This window comes from Dokdonella sp. (assembly GCF_035703485.1).
GTDB lineage: Bacteria > Pseudomonadota > Gammaproteobacteria > Xanthomonadales > Rhodanobacteraceae > Dokdonella.
Genome location: NZ_DASSYD010000087.1, coordinates 1 through 26,140, shown reverse-complemented (window position 1 = coordinate 26,140; position 26,140 = coordinate 1). Strand labels below are relative to the sequence as shown.

General features: G+C 58.9%; 27 protein-coding genes. 9 read left to right on the top strand and 18 right to left on the bottom strand.

Translation table 11 applies throughout. From position 1 onward, the window contains the following. The 7 genes from VFN25_RS06540 to orn all read right to left on the bottom strand — a co-directional run. Window positions 1-706: aminoacetone oxidase family FAD-binding enzyme (locus VFN25_RS06540; RefSeq protein WP_325140054.1), on the bottom strand; the 706-nt coding region annotated here is incomplete at its 3' end. Continuing rightward, on the bottom strand, window positions 696-1,268 hold the full coding sequence (locus VFN25_RS06535) for a YaeQ family protein (RefSeq protein ID WP_325140061.1): 573 nt from the start codon (window positions 1,266-1,268) through the stop codon (window positions 696-698). The genes VFN25_RS06535 and VFN25_RS06540, both read right to left, overlap by 11 nt. Before the next feature lie 105 nt (window positions 1,269-1,373). Further along, window positions 1,374-1,961 (bottom strand): hypothetical protein, encoded by a 588-nt coding sequence (locus tag VFN25_RS06530; protein WP_325140052.1) that lies wholly within the window; start codon window positions 1,959-1,961, stop codon window positions 1,374-1,376. 151 nt (window positions 1,962-2,112) lie between these two features. After that, on the bottom strand, window positions 2,113-2,421 hold the full coding sequence (locus tag VFN25_RS06525; RefSeq protein WP_325140049.1) for an HPF/RaiA family ribosome-associated protein: 309 nt from the start codon (window positions 2,419-2,421) through the stop codon (window positions 2,113-2,115). A gap of 304 nt (window positions 2,422-2,725) precedes the next feature. Next, on the bottom strand, window positions 2,726-3,163 hold the full coding sequence (locus tag VFN25_RS06520) for a universal stress protein (RefSeq protein ID WP_325140047.1): 438 nt from the start codon (window positions 3,161-3,163) through the stop codon (window positions 2,726-2,728). A gap of 108 nt (window positions 3,164-3,271) precedes the next feature. Then, complete coding sequence (locus tag VFN25_RS06515; RefSeq protein WP_325140046.1) at window positions 3,272-4,846, bottom strand: SDR family oxidoreductase; 1,575 nt, start codon at window positions 4,844-4,846, stop codon at window positions 3,272-3,274. A gap of 149 nt (window positions 4,847-4,995) precedes the next feature. Further along, a complete protein-coding gene (gene orn / locus VFN25_RS06510; RefSeq protein WP_325140044.1) occupies window positions 4,996-5,565 on the bottom strand; it encodes an oligoribonuclease in 570 nt (189 codons plus the stop codon). Between the two features lie 110 nt (window positions 5,566-5,675). On the opposite strand from orn, the gene sbcB reads away from it, so the two are divergent. The 3 genes from sbcB (at window position 5,676) to VFN25_RS06495 (ending at window position 9,207) form a co-directional block, all read left to right on the top strand. Then, complete coding sequence (gene sbcB / locus VFN25_RS06505) at window positions 5,676-7,115, top strand: exodeoxyribonuclease I (RefSeq protein WP_325140042.1); 1,440 nt, start codon at window positions 5,676-5,678, stop codon at window positions 7,113-7,115. A gap of 173 nt (window positions 7,116-7,288) precedes the next feature. After that, window positions 7,289-7,975, top strand: coding sequence for a DUF2461 domain-containing protein (locus VFN25_RS06500; protein ID WP_325140040.1), 687 nt, complete (start codon window positions 7,289-7,291; stop codon window positions 7,973-7,975). A 65-nt stretch (window positions 7,976-8,040) separates the two neighbouring features. Continuing rightward, window positions 8,041-9,207 carry an MFS transporter gene (locus tag VFN25_RS06495; RefSeq protein WP_325140038.1) on the top strand — a complete coding sequence of 389 codons (1,167 nt, stop codon included), beginning with the start codon at window positions 8,041-8,043 and terminating at the stop codon, window positions 9,205-9,207. Between the two features lie 8 nt (window positions 9,208-9,215). Here the strand turns inward: VFN25_RS06495 and epmA are convergent, their stop codons facing one another. Next, window positions 9,216-10,169: an EF-P lysine aminoacylase EpmA gene (epmA, locus tag VFN25_RS06490; protein ID WP_325140059.1), complete on the bottom strand. Its 954-nt coding sequence runs from the start codon at window positions 10,167-10,169 to the stop codon at window positions 9,216-9,218. A gap of 5 nt (window positions 10,170-10,174) precedes the next feature. Continuing rightward, window positions 10,175-12,538: an NAD-dependent DNA ligase LigA gene (ligA, locus tag VFN25_RS06485; RefSeq protein WP_325140036.1), complete on the bottom strand. Its 2,364-nt coding sequence runs from the start codon at window positions 12,536-12,538 to the stop codon at window positions 10,175-10,177. Between the two features lie 275 nt (window positions 12,539-12,813). Between ligA and VFN25_RS06480 the strand changes: the two genes are divergently transcribed. The 5 genes from VFN25_RS06480 (at window position 12,814) to VFN25_RS06460 (ending at window position 17,843) form a co-directional block, all read left to right on the top strand. Then, complete coding sequence (locus VFN25_RS06480) at window positions 12,814-13,659, top strand: hypothetical protein (protein ID WP_325140034.1); 846 nt, start codon at window positions 12,814-12,816, stop codon at window positions 13,657-13,659. A 283-nt stretch (window positions 13,660-13,942) separates the two neighbouring features. Continuing rightward, window positions 13,943-14,497 carry an RNA polymerase sigma factor gene (locus tag VFN25_RS06475; protein ID WP_325140056.1) on the top strand — a complete coding sequence of 185 codons (555 nt, stop codon included), beginning with the start codon at window positions 13,943-13,945 and terminating at the stop codon, window positions 14,495-14,497. Beyond that, window positions 14,494-15,396: a hypothetical protein gene (locus tag VFN25_RS06470; RefSeq protein ID WP_325140032.1), complete on the top strand. Its 903-nt coding sequence runs from the start codon at window positions 14,494-14,496 to the stop codon at window positions 15,394-15,396. The genes VFN25_RS06475 and VFN25_RS06470 overlap by 4 nt, the downstream gene beginning before the upstream one ends. After that, entirely contained in the window at window positions 15,393-15,989 is a 597-nt protein-coding gene (locus VFN25_RS06465) for a YigZ family protein (RefSeq protein ID WP_325140030.1), read from the top strand. The genes VFN25_RS06470 and VFN25_RS06465 overlap by 4 nt, the downstream gene beginning before the upstream one ends. A gap of 90 nt (window positions 15,990-16,079) precedes the next feature. Next, on the top strand, window positions 16,080-17,843 hold the full coding sequence (locus VFN25_RS06460) for an ABC transporter transmembrane domain-containing protein (RefSeq protein ID WP_325140028.1): 1,764 nt from the start codon (window positions 16,080-16,082) through the stop codon (window positions 17,841-17,843). 21 nt (window positions 17,844-17,864) lie between these two features. Here the strand turns inward: VFN25_RS06460 and VFN25_RS06455 are convergent, their stop codons facing one another. From VFN25_RS06455 to rlmD, 4 genes are all read right to left on the bottom strand, one after another. Beyond that, the gene (locus VFN25_RS06455; RefSeq protein ID WP_325140026.1) at window positions 17,865-18,611 is read right to left on the bottom strand and encodes an S-methyl-5'-thioinosine phosphorylase; all 747 of its coding nucleotides are present in this window, start codon (window positions 18,609-18,611) and stop codon (window positions 17,865-17,867) included. A 5-nt stretch (window positions 18,612-18,616) separates the two neighbouring features. Then, complete coding sequence (locus tag VFN25_RS06450; protein ID WP_325140024.1) at window positions 18,617-19,156, bottom strand: hypoxanthine-guanine phosphoribosyltransferase; 540 nt, start codon at window positions 19,154-19,156, stop codon at window positions 18,617-18,619. Then, complete coding sequence (gene nagZ / locus VFN25_RS06445; protein ID WP_325140022.1) at window positions 19,153-20,172, bottom strand: beta-N-acetylhexosaminidase; 1,020 nt, start codon at window positions 20,170-20,172, stop codon at window positions 19,153-19,155. The genes VFN25_RS06450 and nagZ overlap by 4 nt, the downstream gene beginning before the upstream one ends. 78 nt (window positions 20,173-20,250) lie before the next feature. Continuing rightward, entirely contained in the window at window positions 20,251-21,546 is a 1,296-nt protein-coding gene (gene rlmD / locus VFN25_RS06440; protein ID WP_325140020.1) for a 23S rRNA (uracil(1939)-C(5))-methyltransferase RlmD, read from the bottom strand. Between the two features lie 151 nt (window positions 21,547-21,697). On the opposite strand from rlmD, the gene VFN25_RS06435 reads away from it, so the two are divergent. Beyond that, window positions 21,698-22,393, top strand: a complete 696-nt coding sequence (locus VFN25_RS06435; RefSeq protein ID WP_325140018.1) for a response regulator — start codon at window positions 21,698-21,700, stop codon at window positions 22,391-22,393. Between the two features lie 63 nt (window positions 22,394-22,456). Here VFN25_RS06435 and recO read toward each other — a convergent pair whose 3' ends face one another. The 5 genes from recO to lepB are packed head-to-tail and all read right to left on the bottom strand — an operon-like array spanning window position 22,457 to window position 26,068. Continuing rightward, a complete protein-coding gene (gene recO / locus VFN25_RS06430; protein WP_325140016.1) occupies window positions 22,457-23,164 on the bottom strand; it encodes a DNA repair protein RecO in 708 nt (235 codons plus the stop codon). A 19-nt stretch (window positions 23,165-23,183) separates the two neighbouring features. After that, entirely contained in the window at window positions 23,184-24,089 is a 906-nt protein-coding gene (gene era / locus VFN25_RS06425) for a GTPase Era (protein WP_325140014.1), read from the bottom strand. Further along, window positions 24,086-24,778: a ribonuclease III gene (gene rnc, locus VFN25_RS06420; protein WP_325140012.1), complete on the bottom strand. Its 693-nt coding sequence runs from the start codon at window positions 24,776-24,778 to the stop codon at window positions 24,086-24,088. Before rnc ends, era begins: the two co-directional genes overlap by 4 nt. Next, window positions 24,768-25,157 carry a DUF4845 domain-containing protein gene (locus VFN25_RS06415; protein ID WP_325140011.1) on the bottom strand — a complete coding sequence of 130 codons (390 nt, stop codon included), beginning with the start codon at window positions 25,155-25,157 and terminating at the stop codon, window positions 24,768-24,770. The genes rnc and VFN25_RS06415 overlap by 11 nt, the downstream gene beginning before the upstream one ends. A 14-nt stretch (window positions 25,158-25,171) precedes the next feature. Then, complete coding sequence (gene lepB / locus VFN25_RS06410) at window positions 25,172-26,068, bottom strand: signal peptidase I (RefSeq protein WP_325140009.1); 897 nt, start codon at window positions 26,066-26,068, stop codon at window positions 25,172-25,174. Window positions 26,069-26,140 lie beyond the last annotated feature (72 nt).

Genomic DNA, 26,140 nt, shown 5'->3' with positions numbered 1-26,140 from the left:
TGATGCCACGATGGGTGATCAGCATGTCGGCCTGAAAGCGTGCGCCATTGCATGAACTGGCGACCGGCAGGGCAACTCCGCTCAGATCCTGCAGACGTTCCTGATGCTTGCCGCTCAAGGTCAAGGGCACCAGTCCGGCGCGCGTGGCCAGCACGTTGTGGCCGAACTGGCGGGCAATTTCATAGCCGAACCCGCTTGCACCCATGCTCGGAATCGACAGCCCGCCGGTGGCAACAACGAGGGCAGGGCAGTCGATCACTCCGGAATGGGTATCGAGGCGAAAGCCCGTATCCAGATTCTGTATTCGATCAACCTTGCAACTGGTATCAATGCGCACACCGGCATCGGCACATTCATCGAGAAGCATGCGCACGATCTGCTTGGATGAAACATCGCAGAACAGTTGGCCGAGCTCTTTCTCGTGCCAGGCGATTGCATGCGCATCGACCATGTCGATGAAATCGACCGGCGTGAAGCGTGCCAACGCGGATTTGCAGTAGTGCGGATTGGCCGAGAGGAAATTGGCCGGTGTCGTGCCGGTATTGGTGAAATTGCAGCGCCCGCCACCGGACATCAGGATCTTCTTGCCGACACGGTTGGCATGTTCGATGACGCGCACACGCTTGCCACGCCGACCGGCTGTCAGCGCACACATCAATCCGGCAGCACCACCTCCGATGATGGCGACATCAAGACTATCCGGCATTGCTCCAGCGCCCGGAGAAATCGGCGGCCATGCGCGGCTTCGGATCGATGCCGATCACCGTATCACCGCTGATGATCTGAACGTGGCCATCCTGGATCAGGCATTGCAGGCGCAGGCCGCGCTCGGCCAATGCCGCGAGCGCGTCAACCACGTCGACTGAAATATCGAGCACCGTGAGATTCTTCGAGCGCTTCAGGTCCCTGGCTGACTTTTCCCACCAGATATCAGCGCCGCGACCGCCGTAGTTGACCACGATGACCAGATTCGAGCGACCGCAGGCCTTGCGGATGCGCGCAGGATCCGGATGACCAAGATCAATCCAGAGAGCGATATCGCCAGTCAGCTCCTTGCGCCACAGATCCGGTTCGTCGTCGGTACTGAGGCCCTTGCCGAACTCCAGGTGTTCATCAGCAAAAAGCGCAAATGCGAGCACACGAATCATCATGCGCTCATCGGTTTCCGAAGGATGGCGGGCCAGAGTCAGTGCATGGGTCGCATAGTAATTGCGGTCCATATCGCTGATCTGCAGCTCGATCTTGTAGATAGTTGCGTTGAGTGCCATGCGCGGACCGAGCGGGGAAAGTCGACCATTGTAGTCTGCCAGCGGCACATGGGTGATGCGTGTCAGTGGCGAATACGTCCTTGAGGCCTGACAAGGCAAGCATTTTCAACCCTTGCAGCGCAAAGGACGATGGTTCTCCAGGACGAGTTCGATGACGGTTGCTCCATTTGAATCCACTTTGGTCGAATAGTAGAGACCACCCGCGTATTTCCAGTTTTCTGTGATATCAGGCGTGATTCCCAGCCCTTCGCGGCGACTCCAATGCAACTTGCCCGGCAACCTTTCCTTTGGCGCTTTCGGCCCGGACTCTGCTGATGGCGGTTTGTGACGTTGCAAGGCCGAAATCGCCGGATTCTGACTGGCGGCTTGAGTTGCAGTTGCGGATTGCATCGTTGGCGCAAAGTTGCTGCGAATCCAGTGGTAGCCAAAGTATCCAAGCGTTGTATGGGCCGCCAACACGACGAGGACAAACACCGCCGTTGCGAACCAGCCATTGGAGGGCGATTTTCGCGCGCTTGCATGGGACGATTGCCCATCGGCTAGCTCAATCGCATTCCAGTCCACGTTGGGACGATTGGTGCGCGGTGACGCGTTCTGTTGATGTTCTTCCATGAAGCGCGGCCGTAGAAGCTGGGTGAATGTGACAGGAGGTCTTGAGCAGAAGCACGTCAATGGCGATACAGCAAAATGCACTAGCGAGTTCTATGCCAATGCCAACATTAATACGCACAATGCATATTATGTCAAATGCTAGATGCCTGAATGATTGAAATTCAATGCCCCACCTGGCCAGTCAGAACTGCGCATACATCTGAGCAGCTCTGACTTCACGCTCATCCTTGTCCTATCCCGCTTTACCGAAAGCGCTGTCGAGTATCCGGCTGACTTTGTGGGCAGCACCGCGCACCGCATCGTCGATGCCGTCGGCATTGTCCGTGGCTGCCATGGGTTGCAGGCCCTCGGGACGGACCTCAATCGTGCACTGCTTGTCTTCAGGTCCGGACTTCCCGGCGTTGACGTCGGTCAAATGCACCTCGACTCGGGTCAAACGGTTCGCATGATTCCTCAGCGCGTGCTCAACAAGTCCGCTGACGTGATTCGCCATTCCTTCGCTGGCTTCAATTGAGTGATCGGTGTTGACCTGGACCTTCATGCAATTCTCCTGAGTATTGATTCGAAATCATGCCACTGCTGATTGACAGTTCCATGGCCTGAGCATAGCGAACACGGGTACTACGAGATCTGAACCGGTCATTCCCGTCAATGATTGGCCCAAAAGCCGAGGTGGCCCTGCCGGGTGAGAGTATTTCGGGGCAATCGATAGCAGTGCACAAACAAGCCACCCGCCAATGCCACCTGCATCAACAAAAACAATCGGTTAGGCGACGCCTGTCTGCGCGCCGCGATCTGCACGCAGACAGGCGTCGTGACGATTGCGCCACTTGATCAGCGTTGCCTTAGCGCAGTACCAGTACCGGAATCTTGCTGTGGGTCAGAACCCTGTGGGTTTCGCTGCCGAGCAGCACGGCGCTGACGCCACTTCGCCCGTGTGAGGCCATCAGGATCAGGTCACATCCGTTTTTCTCGGCGCTATCGATGATGGCTCTGTACGGGCGATCGTTGACCGCCATCTCGGTTTTGCACTCGACATTGGCTGCCTTGGCCGCCTTGCTCAGCACTTCCAGGATGGCCAGAGAGCGAGATTTCGCCGCTTCGTTGAGCGTCTGCCGTGTTTCTTCGAGTATCTGCAATTGGTAATCAAGCAACTTCAGATTGGGAACCACGTTCAAACCGGTTACCGAAGCGCCGATACCGGCGGCGAACTTGATTCCTTTCTCGATTGCATTGGTCGAAAGCTCTGAACCGTCTGTGGGTATCAAGATGTGCTTGAACATGAAATTGACTCCAAGGCGAAGGAAGATTGCGTCACTTACAAGGCTACATCCCCAGTCTGGACGCCCTGTTGATGCAGATCAATAGCTGAACAAGCCGCAGCTCGAACCTCACCAGTCAGTCGGCTTGTAGTCCTTGAGGAACTGGCCCCAGATGTGCTCGCCACTGTTGATGCCGTGGATGATCGGATCGACGATGCGTGCGGCACCGTCGATGATGTCGAGCGGCGGATGGAAACGCTCCTCGACGACCTTGCGCGCAGCAATGTCGACCGGATCCTCGTCGGTCACCCAACCCGTGTCGACACTGTTCATGTGGATGCCGTCGTTGTGGTAGTCGGTCGCCGAGGTGCGCGTCATCATGTTGAGTGCGGCCTTGGCCATGTTCGTGTGCGGGTGTTTGGTCGTCTTGAAGTTGCGGTAGAACTGGCCTTCGACAGCCGAGACGTTGACGATGTGCTTGTCACGCTCGGGTGTACGCAGCATCAGCGGCTTGAGTCGCGCATTGATGATGAACGGTGCGATCGCGTTGACCAGTTGCACTTCGAGCAGTTCGACGGAAGGGACTTCATCCATCAGCAGACGCCACGAGTTGCGACCACGCAGATCGACTTGCTGCAAATCCTGATCGAGCTGTCCCTGCGGAAACAGGTGTTGCTGGGCGAGCAACTCGTCGGGCAGCAACTTCATTTGCGACAGCTCGGCGGCACGGATCAGGCCCGGCAGCCTGCTTGCCGCCTGCCCCGCTGATGGAAGGTTTTGACCCTTGCCACCATCGAGCATGTCGGCGCTGCGCAGCCCTTCGTAGCGGCCGACCAGCTTGCGCACGTGTTCGGGCACATCATCGAGTGCGGCTGATTCGCCCGCCATCATGTGCGCATAGAACTCGGGTGGACGGCGCACCGTCTGGCAGGCGTTGTTGATGATGAAATCGAGACGTGGACGCGTCTTCAGCAATTCGTTGCAGAACGCTTCGACGCTCGGCGTGTGGCGCAAATCGAGCCCGAATATTTCAAGACGATCGCCCCACTCCTCGAAATCCGGCTCCTGCGCATAGCGTGATGCCGAATCACGGGGAAACCGTGTCGTCACAATCAGGCCGGCACCGGCGCGCAGCAACTTGAGTCCGGCCTGATAACCGATCTTGACCCGACCGCCGGTGAGCAAGGCGACGCGTCCGCTCAGGTCGGTGAGCTCGGTTCGTTTGGCGAAGTTGAAGGCGGCACATGCTGGACACAACTGATCGTAGAAGTGATGGATCAGGGTGTATTTCTGTTTGCACACATAACAATGCTGCAACTCGATCGATTCGCGTCGGGCGACGCTTTCATCATCGGTATCGCGCACGTTGTCGGTTTGCGGCGGAAAGACGTTCGGCGTGGTGAACACCGGCTTGGCGCGCAACTGGCGGATGCCGGTGGCATTGAGCAAGGCATCATCCTTGTTGATCTTGCTGTTGATGCGCTCGCGCTCGGCCGCCTTCATGCGCTGGCGACGGGAAACCGGATCCGGGTGATAGACGCGGGCAACCGCCTGGTGCAGAAGCTTGCGGTCCGCGGCGGGCAACTGCTCAAGCAGGCTCCAGTCATCGGCCACTTCAAGCAGCGCGGAAGTCGCGGCGCGCAGGCGTTCGATCAGGCCGGATACGTCGACGGGAGCGATGGATTTCGGGTTTTCGTTGGTCACGGAAAGCAGTTCACTAACGGTCAGCCGCGCATGATCGCATGCATGAACTCGTCGGGCTGCTCTCATGTCTGGTAGAACGCCTCCAATGGAGCCCAAGCAACGTCACATGACCCCTGCGTTCACAGGGATGACGAGATCAAGAATGGCGTTTATGGTGAGGGTGGCGCTTCTGCAAAGCGTCCGAGCAGGGGTCGGTAGTAGGCCAGTTCATCGATCGAATCACGCACATCGCTCAAGGCGGTATGCGCCGATTCCTTGCTGAAACCCTTGCACACATCGGGGGCCCAGCGTCGTGCCAGCTCCTTGATCGTCGAGACATCAAGGTTTCGATAGTGGAAAAACCTTTCCAGCCGCGGCATCAGCCGGTGCATGAAACGGCGATCCTGGCAGATCGAGTTTCCGCACATCGGCGATTTGCCGGCGGGAACCCATTGCAGAAGAAATTCGACGGTGCGCGCTTCGGCCAGGGCCATGTCGATCTGTGAATCGAGCACGCGCTGCCAGAGTCCGGATTTGCCGTGTTGATTGCGGTTCCAGTCATCCATCGCCAAAAGACGCTCCTCGCTGTGGCGAATCGCGAATTCCGGACCTTCGGCAAGAATGTTCAGATCCTTGTCGGTGACCACCGTGGCAATTTCGAGGATCGAATCATTGTCGGTATCGAGGCCGGTCATCTCCAGGTCGATCCAGATCAGATTGTCCTCATGGGTCGATGGCATCGTGCACTCCGCTTGGATGAATGGGGTGATTATTGCCGCGATGCACGGTGCAGGCCAAGCTTCCGCTTATCGATGTAGCATGCACGCACTCCCGCCCTGCTCTTCCCATCATGGCCGAAACCACCTTCTTCTGGCACGACTACGAGACCACCGGTGCCGATTCGCGTCGCGATCGGCCTTCGCAGTTTGCCGGTATCCGCACCAATCGCGAACTGGAGATCATCGCTGATCCGGTCATGCTCTATTGCAAGCCGCCAACGGATTCCCTGCCACATCCGCAAGCCTGCCTGATCACCGGCATCACCCCGCAACATGCCGAGCGCGAGGGCCACATCGAAGCCGAGTTCGCGGCCATGGTGCATGAGGAGTTGGCCACGCCCGGGACCTGTGGCGTTGGCTACAACTCGTTGCGTTTCGACGACGAATTCACACGGCACATGCTGTATCGCAATTTTCATGATCCGTATGAGCGGGAATGGAAGGATGGCAATTCGCGCTGGGACCTGATCGATCTGGCCCGCATGTGCTACGCGTTGCGACCTGACGGTATCGAGTGGCCGATGCGTGATGACGGCACACCGAGCTTTCGGCTGGAAGATCTGGCCACCGCCAACCACCTCAAGCAGGACCGCGCACACGATGCGCTTTCCGATGTCGAGGCCACCATCGGCCTGGCTCGATTGATCCGCCTGCAGCAGCCGCGACTGTTCGATTTCCATTTCGATCTGCGTCGCAAGCAGCGTGCGTTCCAACTGCTGGATGCCGTGCGTCGCACAGCGGTCGTGCATGTTTCATCGCGCTATCCGGCGAGTCGAGGTTGTCTGGCCATCGTTGTGCCGCTGGCGATTCATCCGCAACAGTCCAACGGCGTGATTGTCTACGACCTCGATGTCGACCCGACGCCGCTGCTTGAACTCGAACCGGATGAAATCGCCGATCGTGTTTTCGTCTCGCGTGCCGATCTTCCCGAGGATGTCGAGCGCATTCCGCTCAAGCTCGTGCACGTCAATCGCTCGCCAGCACTGGCGCCGATGAGTGTGCTCAAGGGGGTCGATAGCGCGCGCATCGGGCTCGACGTCGACCGTGCCTTGCGCCATCTGGATATGCTCAATCAGGCAGATGGACTGGCGGAAAAAATGCAGGCCGTGTTTGCCGCTCAGGCAGCCCACGACCCACCGGCAGATCCGGAACTTGCGCTCTATTCGGGGTTCCTGCCGGATGCCGACAAGCGATTGCTGCGCGAGGTGCGGCAAACGCCCGGGGAACTCCTCGGCAACTCTTCCATTCAATTTTGTGATTCTCGCTACGCCGAACTGCTGTTTCGCTATCGCGCGCGCAACTGGCCCGAATCGTTGAGCGATGAGGAGACAATACGCTGGGAGGAGTTCCGCCGACGACGGTTGACGTCTGAAACTCCGTTGACGACGTTGACTCTTGATCAGTATTTCGACCTGATTTCCACGAAGAGAACAGAAGTGGATGCGAGCAGGCTTCCATTGCTTGATTCGCTTGAGGTTTGGGGGCGCGAACTGCAACGGCAGATCGAATAGGAACCCATTTTCGCTTTGCCCGTTTTCGCAGGAGCTGGCTTCAGCCGCGATGCGGTTGGCTTCATCGCAGCCGGGCCGGGAGCATCGCGGCTGAAGCCTGCTCCTGCAATCACCCGCGGCGTAGCCCCGACCAGCGACCATGGCCCTCTGATACCCGCAATTTTGAGACTCCAATGACAACCGCCTATTTCACCCCTGCCACCTTCCGCTTCCTGCGCGATCTCAAGGCCAACAACAATCGGGTCTGGTTCAACGAAAACAAACCGCGCTACGAGGAAGTACTGCGGCAGCCGTTCCTGCAGTTGATTGCCGACCTGCAGGTACCGCTGGCGAAGATCTCGCCGCATTTCGTGGCAGATCCGCGTGGCCATGGAGGCTCGATGTTTCGCATCTATCGCGATACGCGCTACGCCAACGACAAGACGCCATACAAGACCTGGTCAGGCGCGCGGCTGTTTCATGAGCGTGCCCGGCAGGTTGATGCGCCATCGTTCTACTTGCATATCGAGCAAGGCGATTGCTTTGTCGGCGGAGGGAAATGGCACCCGGAACCCGAATCGGTCAAACGCATCCGCGCCTTCATCGCCGACAATCCGGCAGCGTGGAAAAAGGCGACGCGCTCGAAAGCGTTTACCTCGCATTTCAGCCTCGGTGGCGCCAGTCTGATTCGACCACCACGTGGTTTCGATGCCGAGCATGAATTGATCGAAGATCTCAAGCGCAAGGACTTTGTTGCCGTCGAACGATTCGCCGACAGCATCGCCATATCTGCACAATTGAAGCCCATGCTGGTCGACCGTTTCAAGCGCGTGGCACCGCTGATCGACTATTTGTGTGCCAGCCTCGATCTGGAATTTTGAGTGAAACGCAAATCGACAGCGAAAATTGTGCAGAGATTCCCTGCGTGAATGCGGCCGATGCCAGCATGAGCGCGCGAATTCCTGCGCTGCGCTTGTCGAGCTTCTACTTCACCTATTACGCCGCACTCGGCGCGTTCAATCCGTACTGGGCGCTCTACCTCCAGGAGCGCGGCCAGGATATCGCCGCGATCAGCATCCTGATGAGTCTCTGGTATGGCACGCGAATTTTTGCGCCGAGCACCTGGAGCACATTGGCCGGACGATCCACGCATCCGATCCGCTGGTTGCGCGCGGGTTCGGTGCTGACCGTCGCCAGCTTCGCGTTCTTCACCGTGCCGCACGATTTCACCGCACTGTTCGTCACAATGAGCGTGTTCTGCTTCATGTACAACGCGGTGATGCCGCAGTTTGAATCAATCACGCTGTCGCATCTGGTCGGCAAGAGTGAGCGTTATGGGCGCATCCGTGTCTGGGGCTCGATCGGTTTTGTCACTGTGGTCGCGTTGTTTGGGGTTCTGCTCGATTACCTGCCAGTCACCTCCCTGCCCTGGCTGATGCTGCCGCTGTTCGTGGCAATGGCGACCACGGCGTTCTTCAACGACTACGGTCGACAACCCGTCACCGCCGTCAGCGATGAATCGCCGAGTTTCTTCAGCAAGCTGCGCCGCCCCGAGGTCATCGCGTTCTTCGTCGTCGCCCTGCTCATGCAGATCTCGTTCAGCCCTTACAACACGTTCTATTCGATCTATCTCGACGAGCACGGCTATCGAACCTCGGCACTCGGCATCTACTGGTCGATCGGCGTCGTTGTCGAGATCCTGGTGTTTGGCTTCGCCGCCTGGATCTTCCGTCGCTGGAACGCGGCGACCGTGATGATCGTTTCGCTGGTCGCCGCCAGCCTGCGTTGGTTGATGATCGCGCTATGGCCTGAACACGCTGTCCTGATGGCCTTCGCACAAACCCTGCACGCGCTCAGCTTTGCCGCCTTCTTCGCGGCCAGCATGCAGTTCCTTGTGTTCTTTTTCCCCGGTCGTCAGAACGGCCATGCACAAGGAATTTTCTACGGATTTTCTTCCGGCATCGGTGGCGTGATTGGTGCGCTGCTGTCAGGGCAAGTCTGGGAAGCTGCCGGCGGAGAAACCGCTTTCATGCTCGGCTCGGCGACGGCTGCCGTTGCGGCTGTGATCGCGTGGATCTGGATTCGACCAGGACGTCAATTCGCTTCCGGCTGAACGACTACTCAGGCGTCGGCGAAAGCAAACGCCAGCAGCGCACGGATATCGTCCTCGCCACTGAGGCACATCAACAACCGCTCGATACCGAGAGCGACACCAGCGCACTCCGGCATTCCACGTCCAAGCGCCGCCAGCAGGTTCTGGTCAACCGGAAGCTCGCGCTGGCCGCGTGATTTTCTGCGGCGATTGTCGCTTTCGAAGCGCTCGCCCTGTTCGATCGGATCAGTGAGTTCGTGATAGCCGTTGGCCAGTTCGTAGCGACCAAGATACAACTCAAAGCGCTCGGCAACCGGTGGATCCTCATTGCGAATCTTCGCCAGCGCACATTGAGTCGCCGGCCAGTCGTGGATCACGGTGATGCGATCGATGGGGAATTCCGGCTGGATGCGGTGGGTGATCAGCAGATCGAGCCAGTCGTCACGCTGCAGGCCTGTGCCTTCGATTTCGATGTCACCCAGGGATTCGCGCAAAGCATCAATCGATGCGCTGAACGGATCGATGCCCAGTGTGTCTGCAAACAGTTCGCGATAGGTCATCGAATTGAGACTGGCTTCGCGCCCGACCATTGCCAACGCCTGGCGAATCAGCTCGACAGTCTCGTCAATCAGACGCTGATGATCCCAACCAACCCGGTACCATTCGAGCATGGTGAATTCGGGATTGTGTCGCCTGCCCGCTTCGCCGTTGCGGAATACCCGACCAAGCTCATAGCAATCCCCCACCCCGGCCGCGAGCAGGCGCTTGAGCGGAAACTCGGCCGAAGTGCGCAGCCAGCGTTCCGCCGAACCGGCATCGACGTGGCCCGAGAACAGCGTGCTGAAACTCTCGATATTCGGTTCGGTGTTGGCCGCTGCTGAAAGAATCGGTGTCTCGACTTCGAGCACCTTGCGCGCGGCGAAGAACTCTCGGATCAGGGTGTAGAGGCGGGCGCGCAACGCCAGCGCTTCGTGCAAGGTGATTGCGTTCAAGCCGCTTGTCCGGCGAGGAAATCGAGCAAGCGCGCTTCGTCCCAGATTTCGATACCGAGAGCCTGTGCCTTTTCGAGCTTGGAGCCGGCTGATTCGCCGGCGACGATGAAATCAGTCTTCTTCGAAACGCTGCCGGCCACTTTGGCTCCGAGTGCTTCGAGCCTGGCGCCGGCTTGGTCACGCGTCATTGCTGACAGCGAGCCGGTCAGCACCACGGTCTTGCCATCGAGCGGAAGTGATTGCTCTGGCGCGGTGGTCGATCCGACGAGTTCGCGCAAGGTGTTCCACTCGTCCAGGCTGCGCTTGAACAGTTCGGCGTGCGCCGGCTCTTCGCGCCAGCGCAGGAGCGCGGCCGCCGTGTCGGCGGGCAAACCGGCGGTCAACAGTTGGTGTTCGGGGGCGCTGACCACGCGGCCAGGATCCTCGAACGCGCCAGCCAGTTGTGCCGCGCGCTTCTCGGTCAGCTTCGGAATTTCGAAACTGACAAGCAGCCGATCCGGACTCAGGCTCTGGCGCAACTTGGGCGAGACATCGCGTTCGTCCTTGAGGTTCACGCCGCGCATCAGCAGTTCGTCGATGGCCGCCTGGTTGCCTTCCTGGGCGAAGAAGTGATCGATCGAACGCGCTACTTCACCACCGATATCGGGCACCAGCTTGAGCAGTGGCCACGGCAAATGACGGATCAGTTCGAGTCTGCCGAACCACGCCGAGAGAGCCTTGGCCGTGCTTTCGCCAACATGCTCGATACCGAGCGAAAACAGGAAGCGCTCCAGCGTCGTCTGCTTGCTGTGTTCGATGGCATCGATCAGGTTCTCTGCCCACTTCGTCGCAACCTTGCCGGCCTTGACGGTTTCTGGTGTGGTGCCATCGCGCTCGTCGGCGCGACGCTTCATTTCGATGAAATCGTCGAGACCAAGCTTGTACAAATCGGCGATCGAGACGACGAAGCCGAGATCGCATAGATCTTCGATCAGGCGTGAGCCAAGGCCTTCGATGTCCATTGCGCGACGTGAGGCAAAATGAATGATGGCTTCCTTGCGCTGGGCCGGGCAAATCAGTTCGCCCGAGCAGCGCCAGACAACCTGTCCCTCCTCGCGCACGAGTTCAGATTGGCAGATCGGGCAATGGCTCGGCATCTGCCAAGACGTGGCATTGGCTGGCCGCTGATCCTCAATCACGCGCACGATTTCAGGAATCACATCACCGGCGCGTCGCACGATGACGGTATCGCCGATGCGCACATCGAGCCGCTCGATCTGGTCAGCATTGTGCAAAGTCGCATTGGTGACGACGACACCAGCCACCTGCACCGGTTCAAGCCGTGCAATCGGCGTGGCTGCGCCGGTACGGCCGATATTGATATCGATCGCGAGCAGACGCGTGCTCTGTTCCTGAGCCGGGAACTTGTGCGCGATGGCCCAGCGCGGCGTTCGACCGACGAAACCGAGCTCGCGCTGCGCATCGAGATCATCGATCTTGTAGACGACGCCATCGATATCGAATGGCAGGCTGTCGCGCGATTCTCCGATGCGCCGATAGTAGTCAAGGCAGCCGCGGGTTCCTCGTGCGGTTTCAACCAGATGGCTGACCGGAAAGCCCCATTCGCGAAATTTCTCCATCAGGGCCGAGTGGGTCTTAGGCAACGCGCCCTCTGCGACGGCACCGGGTGCATAGGCATAGAAGGCGAGCGGTCGCGAAGCCGTGATCGAGGAGTCGAGTTGGCGCAGCGAGCCAGCCGCCCCATTGCGCGGGTTGGCCAACACCTTGCCACCATGCTCGCGGGCGTGTTCGTTGTAGCGTTCAAACTCGGCACGCGGCATGTAAACCTCGCCGCGCACTTCCAGCACCGCAGGCCAGTCATCACCGCGCAGGCGCAACGGAATCGCCTTGATCGTGCGCAGATTGATCGTCACATCCTCGCCGGTCTCGCCATCGCCGCGTGTCGCACCTTGCACGAACAAGCCATTCTCATAGCGCAAGCTGATCGCGAGCCCATCGAACTTGGGTTCAACCGAGAACACCGGGTTGTCGATTTCAAGTCGTTGTGCAATGCGATGAACGAAATCCGCGATTTCTTCGTCGCTGAATGCATTGGCCAGCGAAAGCATGCGCAACTCATGACGCACTTCGGCGAACTCGCGCGAAGGTGCAGCGCCGACACGCCGGGTCGGCGAATCAGCGAGTGCCAAATCGGGATGCTCGGCTTCAATGGCTTCAAGCGCGCGCATCAGCTTGTCGTAGTCGGCATCAGGAATCTGCGGCTCATCGAGGACGTGGTAGCGATAATTTGCTTCCGCGAGTCGCTGGCGCAGTTCGGCGGCGCGATGGGCGGGGTTGGTGGATTTCTCGGCAGAAGTCATTGAGATCTTGGAGTCAACGGATTGGTGTATTGCTCACTTCCGTCATCCTGGCGAAGGCCGGGATCCGGTGCCTTTGCATTTCAGAAAAGCGGGATCCCGACCTTCGCCGGGATGACGATAAGGGTGAGAGGGTTTCTGTTTGAAACTGGATTCTTCGAATCATCAGGCAATGCACTAGCCAAAGTCGCCGACATATCGAGGCTGCCGCGAAGTTTAACGGCTTGCCGCCGCATGCGCTGCTGGCGCAGGATGCAGACAGGCAAATCGAGGGTTCAATGATGGCAAAGAAAAACTGGAAGGTGTTTCCGCACAAGAACAAGGCATTCGATTATGCCGGTGACAAGCTGGCCAAGGCTTGGCCCAAGCTGCATGCAGGCGATCTGGAGCCATACCCCGATGTCAAGCATGTTGCAGCCCTGCTCAAGGCTCATCCCAAGCTCGGCAAGGATGCCACCGTAATCGCGAACCAGTTGCAGGATGCCTGGCGCGATTTTCATCGTGGCGATTTTCAGCAAGCCTACGAGTCCGGCATTGCGCTGAAGGCGCTCGGTGCCTCGGTGGCAATCAAGGCTGCTGGAATCCATGCCTCGTATCTTGTCGACGATGAAGATGCCAAGACCAATCGCTATGAGGATCTCGTCCGTTTGGCCGATGAAGCAGTGAGCATCCTGCCCGAGCTCGCCAACAACCATTACCGGCGCGCCTTCGCGATCGGTCGCCTGAGTCAGTCGATCTCGATCGCCAAGGCACTGGCCCAGGGTTTGGCCGGCAAGGTCCGTGAATCACTCGATACGACGCTGAAAATGGCCCCGAAGCACGCCGAGGCGCTGACCGCCATGGGCTTGTATCACGCTGAAATCGTCAACAAGGTCGGCGGCATGCTGGCCAAGCTGACCTACGGCGCCAATGCGGCAGATTCCGAAAAGCACCTCAAGGCCGCACTCAAGCTGACCCCGCAGTCGCCAATCGCCTGGATCGAGTACGGAAATGGCTTGTTGCTGTTGCACGGCGACAAGCGCGAGGACGACGTCGCCGAAGCCTACGACAAGGCCGCCAACTCCAAGCCGCTGGACGCGATGGAAGCCCTCGATGCGAACTGGGCGCGCGAACAGATTGAGTAGCGGGCGGTGAGCGGTCGCGGGAGCGAGATTTTGTAGGAAAGGCCTTCAGGCCTGATGCCCTTCTGAATGCGGAGGGAAAATGCATCGCGGCTGAAGCCGCTTCCTACAAAACTCTCTCAGCAGCCACGCTGCCGATACTGCTTTTCCGGCTAACCGCTAACCGCTCTTCCGCTCCCGATCAAACGTGCTCCACACCCAGCTAAACCCCGAAACCAGCACAAGGACGTTAAACCCCGCACCCAAGCAGATGACTCCCCCCATGGATTGCCTTAACCTCGCACGCATGGGGCTTGAACGAACGGACGAAGAACTGATGCTCGCGTATGCCGGAGGCGACTTGCTCGCTTTCGAAATGCTCTATCGGCGCCACCGTGGCACTCTGTACCGCTTTCTCCTGCGCTCCATGCGCAACCACCGCGCCGATGCCGATGAACTGTTCCAGGAAACCTGGAGCCGCGCCGTGGCCGCACGTGAGCGCTATCGTGTTGAAGCCAAGTTCACGACCTGGCTGCTGCAGATTGCGCACAACCTCGTGATTGACCGCTTTCGCCGCAGCCGTCCTCAGGCTTCGGCGGAGGAAGCCGAGATCGTATTCAATCAACTTGACGCGCCCGAGAACGAGCAACCCGAACGCGTGCTGAGTGAGTTCGAACAGCGGCGAAAGCTGCAGATCGTGCTTGAGGAATTACCTGAAGAACAGCGCGTAACGTTCTTGTTGCGTATTGAAAATGGCCTTGGACTTGAAGAAATTTCTGAAGTCACGGGAGTCGGTCGCGAAACCGTGAAGTCGCGGCTGCGCTATGCCCTCGCCCGGGTCCGCGCGAGGTTCGAGACATGAGCAAGCGCCGCGACCCCGAACAAGATCTTGAACGTCTGCTCGATGATGATGGCGGCGAATTTGCTGCCATCTATCGCCGTCTGCCGCATCCTGAGCCACCGAGCCGACTGGATCGGGCCGTGTTGGCCAATGCCGCTCGCGCGGTTCATGGGAAGCACACGTCGCGGGGGCAGCGCTGGTTGCTTGGGTTCGGCTCGGCTGCCGGCATCGTTCTGGCCGCGGGAATCGCCTGGCAGGTAGGCAAGCAGCTCGAATCACACGAGACCCGGAGCGACACCAATCGCTCCCGGCAATCAGTGATTCCGGTGCAGCCGATCAGTGAATCGCCGCGACCGCAGAAATCCGAGCCAGCCGAGGCCGCTGCAACCATGGCGGATGAAGAGCTGTCCGCTGCGCCAGCGGCAATCAAGCAGGAGTCCGCGAGGCAAGCGAGGAGCAAGCTGATGAGTCCTCCTCCTGCACCGGCGCCCGCACCGCCACCACCGCCTCCTGCCGCGCCTCCAGTGCTTGAACAGAGGCCAGCCGAAACCGAGCCCGCAGCCCGCATGCCGACAACCGACGAAGCGCAGCCGTTTCTGGAAAAAAAGGACAGCGCACCGATTGAGAAGGATTCCGCGGCCGCTGGGGCGATGCGCACGCAAAGGCGGGATCAAGCTGCTGGCAATGCCGAAGTGATGAGTGCGCCGAAAGCCGCTGCCGAGCAGTCACGCGTGCCTTCGCCGAACTCATCGGTCAAGTTGCGTCGAAACATGCACCTCGCGCCACAGGACTGGTTGGCCGAAATCGTGCGACTGAAGGAAGCTGGCCGCCGCCAGGAAGCCATCGAAAATCTGCGCCTGTTTCGTCGCATGCATCCGGACTGGCAACTCTCCGACGAGTTGCGTCGGCTGGCTGAGTGAGCGTGCTGCAAACCCTGACTGGTTCGGCCAGCTTGCTGCAGGAAATCCGCAAGAGCCGCTTCCTCGCCAACGCCGAACCCGTTGATGATCCCGATCGGGCGCTGACCTTGCTGGCAGAAATCAGCGATCCGCTGGCGACGCATAATTGCTGGGCATACAAAATCGGCCAGCAATATCGATTCTCCGATGATAGCGAACCCGGCGGCACGGCAGGCCGACCGATCCTTCAAGCCATTGAGGGCCAGGGCGTTGATCAAGTCATCGTCGTCGTCACGCGCTGGTATGGCGGCACCAAACTTGGTGCCGGTGGCCTGGCACGCGCCTATGGCGGCTGCGCAGCCGAATGTCTGCGCCTCGCTGAGAAGACGCCGATCATCGAAACCGTGACTGTGCGCATCCATTGCGAATTCGCTGAACTGCCGATCCTGCAGGCGCGATTGAGTGAGTTTGCCGCGGAAAGAATTGAAGAAAATTTTGATGCCAGCGGTGCCGCGCTGCAATTGCGTCTGCCACGCGATCAGCTTGATGGGTTCTCCGACTATTTGCGCGATCTGACTCGCGGTCGGGAGACTATTGCGGAGCCGATGGATTGACGGCATCCGCGCGCGATGAACTCGCTTGAATGGACTTGAATTCCACTCGTGCCGAGCCCATTCGTTGGGTTGCCCTGTCGAATTCTGCCCATGCCCGAGCCAACTCCAGCGACGCCGCCCAAACTCGGCGCATACCGCCGCCTGCTTCCGTATCTTCGCGAACAGCGATTGCTGATCACCGGTTGGCTGGTGTTTCTGGCCATCTCGTCGGCGGCCACGCTCGCCCTGCCCGCTGCAGCGCGCTTCATGATCGATCGGGGATTCGGCCAGACCGATCCGGATCAGCTCAATGCCGGTTTCATCGGCTTGTTTGGTGTTGCGGTGGTCATGGCCATTGCCGGGGCTTCGCGCTATTTCTGCGTCACCCTGCTCGGTGAACGGGTCGCCGCGAACCTGCGCTCACGCCTCTACTCGCATCTGCTGACGCTCGATCAGGCATTTTTCGAACGTACCCGATCCGGTGAACTCGTATCGCGCCTGGCTGCCGATACCGAACTCGTGCAGACCGTGGTTGGCTCGACCTTGTCCTTGTCGCTGCGCAGCGTGGTCATGCTGATCGGCTCGACGACGATGCTGATCGTGACCAGTCCGCAACTGGCCGGGCTGACGGCGCTGGTCATTCCGGCGGTGATCCTGCCAATCGTGTTTCTTGGACGTCGCGTCCACACGCTGTCGCGCGAGAGCCAGGATCGCATCGCCGATGCTTCGGCCATCGCCTCGGAATCGCTCAACGCAATCCACACCGTTCAGGCCTATACACGCGAGCCGCGCGAACGCGATCGCTACACCTCGGCCGTGCTGCTTGCGCTATCGACGGCGCGCAAGCGCATTGGCACCACGGCCCTGCTGACGGCGCTGGTTATCCTGCTCAGCTTTGGTGCGATCACGGTCGTGCTCTGGGCCGGCGCGCACCAGGTGATTGCCGGTGAGATGAATGCCGGCGTGCTCGCACAATTTGTTCTTTACGCGGTCGTGGCCGCCGGGTCGGTCGGCGGATTGACCGAGGTCTGGGGTGAACTGCTGCGCTGCGCAGGCGCACTGGGCCGGATCAGCGAACTGCTCGATACCGATGCCGATATCCGTTCGCCTGAACCGGTATCGGCATTGCCGCATCCGGTGCGCGGCGCGCTGCGATTCGAGCAGGTTGAATTTCGCTATCCATCGCGCCCCGATCAAGCGGCGATCCACGATCTTTCGCTGAGCATCGAGCCGGGAGAAACCGTTGCCCTGGTCGGCCCTTCCGGAGCGGGCAAGACGACGCTGTTCCAGTTGCTGCAGCGGTTCCATGATCCATTGCATGGTCGGATCACGCTCGATGGCGAGGACTTGCGCGCAATCGAACTCGCTGAGTTGCGCGGCTGCTACGCACTCGTGCCGCAGGATCCGGTGTTGTTTGGTGCGAGTGCCGCCGACAACATCCGCTTCGGCCGCATCGAGGCCAGCGACGCGGAGATCGAGGCGGCGGCACGGGCAGCGGAATCCCACGAGTTTCTGAGCGCGTTGCCGGAAGGCTATGACACCTATCTCGGCGAACGTGGCGTGCGCCTGTCCGGTGGCCAGCAACAGCGTGTCGCAATCGCGCGGGCACTGCTGCGTGACGCACCGATCCTTCTGCTCGACGAGGCAACCTCAAGTCTCGATGCGCAATCCGAGCGACTTGTACAAAATGCGCTCGAGCGATTGATGAACAACCGCACTACCCTCGTAATTGCCCATCGTCTGGCCACGGTACAAAAGGCCGATCGCATCGTCGTGCTTGATGCAGGACGTATCGTTGCCCAGGGCACACATGCGCAGTTGCTTGAACAGGGCGGTCTCTATGCGGAACTCGCCAGGCTGCAGTTCGCCGCCTGAGAACGTTCGACGAACACGGAATCAGGATTCGCCGAGCATTGCCGCTATGATCGGCGGCACCTGTGCGGTGGCCTTTTCGAGGTTGGCAAAAATCTCTTCGAGACTGATCTCGGCCTCGTCGCCGCATCCAGCGGCCCAATTGGCGACCAGGGCAAGGCAGGCGTAGTCAACGCCGAGCTCGCGCGAGAGCACCGCTTCGGGCATGCCGGTCATGCCGACCAGATCGCAGCCATCGCGGCGCATGCGCGCGATTTCCGCGCGGGTTTCAAGACGTGGGCCCTGAGTTGCGCCGTAGCAGCCCCCATCGACCACAGCGACGTCTGCGCGTGCGGCCGCATCGATCAACTGCTGGCGCAAGGTCTGAGTGTAGGGGTCGCTGAAATCGACGTGACGTACTTCAGCACCATCCACATCGCAGTAGCTGGTGATACGCCCGTAGGTGTAGTCGACAATCTGATCCGGAATGGCGAGGACGCGCGGACCCATGTCCTCGCGGATACCGCCAACGGCATTGACGCCGATGATGCGGCGCGCACCAATTTGCTGGAGAGCTTGCAGGTTCGCACGGTAGTTGACCTTGTGCGGCAGGATGTCGTGCTTGCGCCCGTGGCGAGCGAGAAAGGCAACGCGCTTTGCGCCAAGCTGGCCGCTGACAATGACATCGGAGGGCTTTCCCCACGGCGTCTCGACGACCTGTTCGACAATATTTTCGAGGCCGGGAAACCGGTACAAACCGGTACCACCAATCAGTGCGAGATCAATCGACATCGGCATCAAAGCGCGTAGATGGCAGGAAGGTTGCGGCCCTGCTCGTTGAAATCCATGCCGTAGCCGAAGACATAGCGATCTGGCACCTCGACGCCGACGAAATCGGCGGCGAGATCCGGCACCGTGCGACCATGACGCTTTTCGCAGAGGACCGCCAGCAGCACTTTCGATGCGCCCTGGTCAGCACACCATTTGCGGATCGCTTGAAGCGTGTGGCCTTCATCGAGAATGTCGTCGACAAGCAGCACGATACGATCTTTCAACGCCGTATCCGGTCGTCGCATCCATTTCAATTCACCGCCTTCAGTGGTGCCGCGAAAGCGCGATGCATGCACGTAGTCGAACTCAAGATCGGCATCGATCGCCGTCGCCAGTTGTCCGGCGAAAATGAGCCCGCCCTGCATGATGGTCAGGAAAACCGCGGACTGGCCATTCAATGCCTGGCCAATTTCCTGACCGATTCGCGAGATCGCCGTCGAAAGCGCTGCCTGATCATGGATGAGGTCGGCAGTTCGTAGCGCCTCGGAAAGTTTCGGTCGACTCATTTGCTGCTCGGTTCGGGGAGGAATTCGGCAAGGCGCGCAATCACCTCGTCGCGTTTCGGGTTGTCTTCGAGCGCTTCCCAGGTCGGTGCAACCGCACCGCGCAAGCTTTCAACACGTGCCGCCGGGCAGGCATCAAGATGCGCGGTCGCATTCACGGATTCTTCGACGAGCGACGGACTGCAGGCGAGAATCAGCTCACAGCCCGCGTTGAGATGCGCTTCGATTCGCGCAGGAACTCCGCCCATCGCCTCGGCCGCCGCCATGCCGATATCATCACCGATGACGATTCCAGCGTAGCCAAGCTCCTTGCGCAGGATGTCTCCGATCCAGACATTGGAGAATCCTGCCGCCATCGTGTCGATTTTCGGATAGTTGACATGCGCAAGCATGATCGCTTCGGCACCAGCGGCGAAACCATCCACGAACGGAATCAGGTCGCTGCGGCGCAACTCATCAAGCGTACGTGAATCGGTCGCGGTGTCGAAATGCGTATCGGCAATGACGCTGCCATGCCCCGGAAAGTGTTTGAGCGTGACCGCCATGCCGGCCAGATGCATGCCGCGCGTATAGGCCTGGACCAGTTCGGACGCAACGGCGGGATCAGCGTGAAAGGCACGCGGACCGACAGCCAGATTTCCACAGGCGAGATCGGCCACCGGTGCGAAACTCAAGTCGATATCGATAGATCGCATTTCGCTGGCCATCAGCCAGGCATGCTCTTCGGCGAGCGCAACCGCCAGTTTCGGCTTGCTGTCGTGGAGCTCGCCAATTTGCGCCAGCGCCGGCAAGCGGGTGAATCCCTGGCGAAAGCGCTGAACCGGACCGCCCTCCTGATCCACACAGATCAGAAACGGATCATCCGGGCGCTCCATGCGGATATCGTCGATCAGTTCCGTTACCTGATCCCGATTGCTGCAGTTTCTGGAAAAAAGAATTACACCGCTGACTTGCGGAGCCGCCAACCAGACACGGTCTTCGTCGCTCAGGGTCTTGCCGGAAATACCGATGATCAACATGCTTCAACTGCCTCGTGAATTCTTGTCATCTTTTCTGTCATTCAGAGAGGTACTCATGTCCCGCATCCTACCGGTCGATCAACGGATGAACAACGCAATTGATTCGACATGCGCGGTATGCGGAAACATATCCATGACCCCTGCCTCGACCAGGCTGAATCCATGTTGATTGACGAGGATACCGGCATCCCTGGCCAGGGATCCTGGATGGCAGGAAACATAGACGATTCGATTCGTGCCCTTTCGTGGCAAGTACTCGAACACCGCGGCGGCGCCTGATCGTGGTGGATCGAGCAGCATCTTGCTGTAGCTGCCACGTGCCCAGCTTGAGGTGGCGTGATTCTGAAGCAGATCAGCCGCATGGAAGAATGCATTTTCGACATGGTTGCTCTCGGCATTCCGGCCGGCGCGCATGACCAGTCCTTCATCGCCTTCGACGCCAACGACAGATGCGACCTGTCTGGCAATTGGCAAGGTGAAATTGCCCAGTCCGCAGAACAGATCGAGCACCACATCGTCTGGCTTCACGTCGAGCAAATTCAGGGTCTGCCGGATCATGCGCTGATTCATGCCCGCATTGACCTGGATGAAATCCAGCGGTTCAAACGCGATGTCCACGTTGGCATCGGCAATTCGGAAACGCAGATCGATCTGCTCAGGCCACAGTGCGTGGACGCTGTCCGGCCCTTTGGGCTGCAGCAGGATGGCTAGCTGATGATGTTGCCCGAAAGCGATCAGCTTCTGTCGATCGCCGTCGCTCAACGGAATCAGGTTGCGAAACACCAGCGCTACCGTGTCATCGCCCGCAGCAATCTCGATCTGGGCAATATCGCTTTTAGCATCCATCGATCCGATCAACGCTGACAATGCCTCGATGCGCTGCCCGACCTCAGGCAGCAAGGTATGGCAAACCGAGAGGTCAGCAATGAATCGCGGGTTGTCTTCGCGAAAGCCGACCACGACCTTGCCCTTCTTTTCGACCCACTTGACCGACAAGCGCCCCTTGCGACGATAACCCCAGGGCTGGTCGCTCAGTGGCGGCAGCCAGCGCTGCGGGCTGACCTTGCCGATGCGCTCGAAGTTTTCGGCCAGCACGTTCTGCTTGGCCTCGATCTGCCGTTCCGCGGGCAGGTGCTGGAACGCGCAACCACCACAGCCGCCAAAGTGAGGGCACCGCGGCTCGATTCGATCTGGCGAGCGGGTCAGGAATTCTTCAACCCTGGCTTCATCGTAGGCACGTCGACGTTTGCCATACTGGATTCGAACGCGTTCGCCCGGCAAGGCACCTGAAACGAAAACGGCCTTGCCATCAATGTGGGCAACACCGCGTCCATCGTGGAGCAGGCTTTCAATGTCGACTTCTGGATTCGGCATGATGTCATCAAGGGCGGGGATCTGGAGGCAGCGCATGGTATCAGTCCATTCGATTGCGCTCTCGGCAAAATCAGCAGAACCAATCTCGATATTTGACGGCAAGCGTCAATCGGATAAAGCTGCATCGTTCTCAGGGAAAGGGAGATTCTTGATGGCACATGTACTCATTGCTGACGACAACCCGCTTAGCCTGCATTTTTTCAGTGAGTCGATCACTCTGGCGGGGCATGAAGCAACCCTCGCAGAAGATGGAACGGCTGCGTTGAGCCTCGCTGACAAACAATCCTTCGATCTCATACTGCTCGATGCGCGCATGCCCGGCCTTGATGGCAGCAGCGTTTTGCACGCCATTCGTTCAGAAGGACAGCGCAATCGGATGACGCCGGCGTTGCTGACCACCGCCGAGGCTTCAGCCAATCGGAATGCCTTGATCGCCATGGGATTCGCCGAAGTGCTGTACAAGCCCATCGGTGTTGCCGCCTTGCATGCCTCGTTGGGTCGCCATCTCACAGATTCCGCCAATACCGGTACATTGCTCGACGACGCCATGGCCGCCGAAACAACAGGGGGCAATGCATCGATCATTGCCGCTCTCCGAGGTTTGTTCGCTGGGGAGTTGGATGCGCTGGCGGAAGAGCTCGATCAGTTTGCCGCCAGCAGCGACTACCCTGGCCTGCTCGATCGCCTGCACCGGCTTGATGCGTCGGCGGGTTTTTGCGGCGCACCCGCTCTGACCAAGTCAATCAAGGTGCTGAGGGCGCAGGTTCACGCCGGGAAAGACTGGCCGACCTCGGCAATCGCCAACTTTCTTCGCACCTGCATGCAGACCCGAGCCGCATTGCCTTGAGGTTCGATCGAGGGTCTTGTGCACGAACGCGATCAATCGCGTCTCCGGGTAGACAGTTCCGATTCAATTCGTTGGCTTTACCCGCATGCTCCATGCGTTCAACGTGCCGCCGCCAAGCTGATGCTGTAGCAGCACGCGCATGAAGCGCTTGAGCTCGATGTTTTCCCTGGAAGAAGGCATCTCGTCATTCTGCAGAGCAACAAGGGCTGATCCCTTGATGCGCAATTCATTCTGATGGCCCCGCGCAGGACGCGGGCCCGCGTCGATCGCGTAGGCATAGTCGATGGAGGGAACGAGTGGCTCGCCAGTTTCGGTATTGCGATCAAGGACGAGCCCGTAACCAAGATCGTACATCAGGTCACGCTCGAAGCGCCGCAGGGTCCAGGCTTCCGGCTCGCCGCCTGCAAGACGATGCAGGCAAAGTACGTAGTGATCGAACAACTCGCTATGCGGGTCACCTCGTGCGCAAAGTCGAAGCACCAGCTCGTTGATGTACATGGCGGAATAAATTCGGTCGCCGGGCATCGAATACGGGCCTGCCGTGGCTTCCGCACGCGTCATCGTCATCAGTTCGCCTTTGCCGACCCAGCTCAGATGAAGGGGTTGCAATGGTTGCAACGTGCCGCGTGGCAAACGCGAACGCTCGCGCCTGACACCCTTGGCGATCATGCCGACCCTGCCGTAACCGGGTGTCAGGCATTCCAGCAACAGGGATGTTTCGCGATACGCCCTCGCGTGCAGGATCAGGGCGGGTTCGGCATCGACGGACACATTGGCTCCCAGGGATTGCTCAGCCGGAATATCCGAGCTGCTTCAAGGAAGCTTCATCATCGGACCAGTTCTCGCGAACCTTGACCCAGAGTTCGAGAAACACCTTGTTGCCAAAGAGCTTTTCCATGCGTCGCCGTGAATTGCTCCCGATCGCCTTGAGTCCGGAGCCGCCAGAACCAATGACGATGGCTTTCTGGCCTTCGCGCTCAACCCAGATTGCGGCTGCAATCCGGGAAAGATTGCCGACCTGCTCGAAGTGCTCGATTTCCACCGAGGTCGCATATGGCAATTCTTCCGACAAACGCAACATCAATTGCTCACGAATCATTTCCGCGGCGATGAAGCGTTCGCTTCGATCAGTCAGTTCATCCGCATCATATTCTGCCTCACCTTCGGGCAGCAGCTTGACCAGCTCATCGAGAAAATGGGGCAGACCCTTGGCATGGGTCGCTCGAAGATAGTGAATTCCCTGATATTCACGGCTTTCGCTGATGCTCGCCACATAAGGCAGAAGGTCAGCCTTGTCCTTGACCAGATCAATCTTGTTGATGACCAGCAGGCGTGGCACATCGTGTCGTGATATCAAATCCCAAACCTGTTGGTCTTCGTCGGTCCAACGCGGAGCGGCAACCACATGGACGATGACATCCGCTTCATCCGGAACCTGACGTGCGACTCGGTTGAGCTGACGGTTCATCGCCCGCTTGCCACCCAGATGCAAACCCGGTGTATCGAGCAATGCGATCTGCGCCTGGGCGTGAGTGGCAATGCCGAGAATCCGGTGACGCGTGGTCTGCGGCTTTGGCGAGACAATACTGAGATCTGAACCGATCAGCGCGTTGAGCAAGGTCGACTTGCCCACATTCGGGCGACCGAGCAAGGCTACTCGACCAAAACGATGTGGACCTGGGGGTGTTGCACTCATGACTTGCGATTCTTCTTTTGGGCGGCAATGGAGGCGCGTGCCTGGTCCAGCAAACCTTCGGCTGCGGCTTGTTCGGCCGCTCTTCGACTCGATCCGCTCCCGCTGCGGCTCAGCTCAAGACTTTCGATCTGGCAGATGACATCAAACTCCTTGTCGTGATCATCGCCACGGGTACCCAGCAACTCATAGACAGGAAGCGGCAAGGCATTTGCCTGCAGCAGCTCCTGCAGCAAGGTTTTCGAATCCTTGCTGACCTTGCCGTCCACCGCCATCACGCGTTCGGCAAACACCTGGCGCACGAGCGTCCGGCATCGCTCCCAGCCGACATCCAGATAGATCGCAGCGACCAGCGCTTCAAACGTATCGGCAAGGATGGAATCACGACGGAATCCGCCGGTCTTCAATTCACCTGGACCAAGTACCAGGTGATCGCCAATTTGCGCTTCGCGAGCAAGTTCGGCCAATGTCGAGCCGTTTACGAGAGAAGCGCGCGCGCGGGTCATGTCGCCTTCACTTGCGCGGGGGTATTGCTCATAGACGTACTCGGCAACAATCAGGTTGAGCAAGGCATCGCCGAGAAACTCAAGGCGTTCGTTATTGCGACGACCTGCACTTCGATGAGTCAGTGCTTGTTCGAGGAGTGATTTGTCGACAAAGCAATGGCCGAGGATCTGGTGACTAACCTCCATCTCCGCCCGACAAGCTGACTGATTTGTCGAAAGACCCGATCAAATCGATATTGTGGATAAACGACACACGGCGCTCGTAGGTGATCCGCAGGGTTGTACCGTTGTTTTTTTTCAGTATCTGGATCGACTGGGGAGGGATTGCCGAATCGTCGACATACTGAGTGTCGAACTTGCGGTAGAGGCTATTCCGAATCTCTTCGGGCGACATGTTTTGGGCGTTCGGTTCCGTTTTGACCTGCTCCATTGCCTTGACTACTCCCATGTACTCGACAGTCATCGGCACAAGTCGCATTGCCATATAGCCAAAAAATCCGATCACACAAAGCAGCATGAGAAACCCGATCAAGGTAATACCGCTGGTGCGCTTTCTATTCCACATGAATCCACCCTCCGTTATTTGATGATCGTGCCGATCCGTCGATAATCGATACTATTGTCCCAGTTCATCCAGATCAGGAATGCGCGTCCGACCAGAGCGTTTTCGGGCACGAATCCCCAGTAGCGACTATCCGCGCTGCTGTCGCGATTGTCACCCATGGCGAAATAACTGGACTCCGGAACCGTCCAACTGCCTTCCCGACCGGACGTCTGCGGAAGCGTCATCATCCGGTGGCTTGTGTCTGACAGTTTCTCGTCCTTGACCTGGGCCGAATCCATGTTGCGGCCTGGTTCAGACGGGCCAATGTAGGGGCCGACATAGGTCTGGGGAATCTCGTTTCCGTTGACATAGAGGATCTTGTTCCGATAGGTGATTTCATCACCCGGAAGGCCGACGATGCGCTTGATGTAATCCTGTTTTGGAACCGGAATCTGTGGTTCATAGCACGGATTGCCGCTACGCACTGCCTTGCCATTGCGCTCGCACTGATAGCCGGGGTAGCGAAACACCACGACATCTCCACGCTGCGGCTCGCCGACATCAAGGAACTTCGTATTCAGCACAGGCAAACGCAATCCGTAGGCGAACTTGTTGACGAGAATGAAGTCACCGACCAGCAGGGTCGGCATCATGGAGCCTGATGGAATCTTGAAAGGTTCGGCGATAAACGATCGAAAAATCAGAATCAGCAGCAATACCGGGAAAAAAGAGCGCGCGTATTCGGTGATCACTGGCTCGCGCAGTGCTTCCAGCATGCGCGCCTTGCGCTCTGCCTCGGAAAGTGCGGAAATTTCTTCGATCGTGCTTGCTTGTCGCGCACGAGACGGTGCGAAAGCCAGCTTGTCGATCAGCCAGATCACGCCACTCAGCGCAGTCAAGATCACCAACACCAACGCCAGATCAAAATTCATTCAATTTCCTCTTCGGCCATTCCGCGCATCGCGATTGCCTATTTATTGTCCGCCTGCAGAACGGCAAGGAAT

Coding starts and splice junctions, on each gene's coding strand:
- VFN25_RS06535 (WP_325140061.1), bottom strand. CDS start 1,268: ATGGCACTCAACGCAACTATCTACAAGATCGAGCTGCAGATCAGCGAT.
- VFN25_RS06525 (WP_325140049.1), bottom strand. CDS start 2,421: ATGAAGGTCCAGGTCAACACCGATCACTCAATTGAAGCCAGCGAAGGA.
- VFN25_RS06520 (WP_325140047.1), bottom strand. CDS start 3,163: ATGTTCAAGCACATCTTGATACCCACAGACGGTTCAGAGCTTTCGACC.
- orn (WP_325140044.1), bottom strand. CDS start 5,565: ATGCCATCGACCCATGAGGACAATCTGATCTGGATCGACCTGGAGATG.
- sbcB (WP_325140042.1), top strand. CDS start 5,676: ATGGCCGAAACCACCTTCTTCTGGCACGACTACGAGACCACCGGTGCC.
- VFN25_RS06500 (WP_325140040.1), top strand. CDS start 7,289: ATGACAACCGCCTATTTCACCCCTGCCACCTTCCGCTTCCTGCGCGAT.
- VFN25_RS06495 (WP_325140038.1), top strand. CDS start 8,041: ATGAGCGCGCGAATTCCTGCGCTGCGCTTGTCGAGCTTCTACTTCACC.
- ligA (WP_325140036.1), bottom strand. CDS start 12,538: ATGACTTCTGCCGAGAAATCCACCAACCCCGCCCATCGCGCCGCCGAA.
- VFN25_RS06480 (WP_325140034.1), top strand. CDS start 12,814: ATGATGGCAAAGAAAAACTGGAAGGTGTTTCCGCACAAGAACAAGGCA.
- VFN25_RS06475 (WP_325140056.1), top strand. CDS start 13,943: ATGGGGCTTGAACGAACGGACGAAGAACTGATGCTCGCGTATGCCGGA.
- VFN25_RS06470 (WP_325140032.1), top strand. CDS start 14,494: ATGAGCAAGCGCCGCGACCCCGAACAAGATCTTGAACGTCTGCTCGAT.
- VFN25_RS06460 (WP_325140028.1), top strand. CDS start 16,080: ATGCCCGAGCCAACTCCAGCGACGCCGCCCAAACTCGGCGCATACCGC.
- VFN25_RS06455 (WP_325140026.1), bottom strand. CDS start 18,611: ATGTCGATTGATCTCGCACTGATTGGTGGTACCGGTTTGTACCGGTTT.
- VFN25_RS06450 (WP_325140024.1), bottom strand. CDS start 19,156: ATGAGTCGACCGAAACTTTCCGAGGCGCTACGAACTGCCGACCTCATC.
- nagZ (WP_325140022.1), bottom strand. CDS start 20,172: ATGTTGATCATCGGTATTTCCGGCAAGACCCTGAGCGACGAAGACCGT.
- rlmD (WP_325140020.1), bottom strand. CDS start 21,546: ATGCCGAATCCAGAAGTCGACATTGAAAGCCTGCTCCACGATGGACGC.
- VFN25_RS06435 (WP_325140018.1), top strand. CDS start 21,698: ATGGCACATGTACTCATTGCTGACGACAACCCGCTTAGCCTGCATTTT.
- era (WP_325140014.1), bottom strand. CDS start 24,089: ATGAGTGCAACACCCCCAGGTCCACATCGTTTTGGTCGAGTAGCCTTG.
- rnc (WP_325140012.1), bottom strand. CDS start 24,778: ATGGAGGTTAGTCACCAGATCCTCGGCCATTGCTTTGTCGACAAATCA.
- VFN25_RS06415 (WP_325140011.1), bottom strand. CDS start 25,157: ATGTGGAATAGAAAGCGCACCAGCGGTATTACCTTGATCGGGTTTCTC.
- lepB (WP_325140009.1), bottom strand. CDS start 26,068: ATGAATTTTGATCTGGCGTTGGTGTTGGTGATCTTGACTGCGCTGAGT.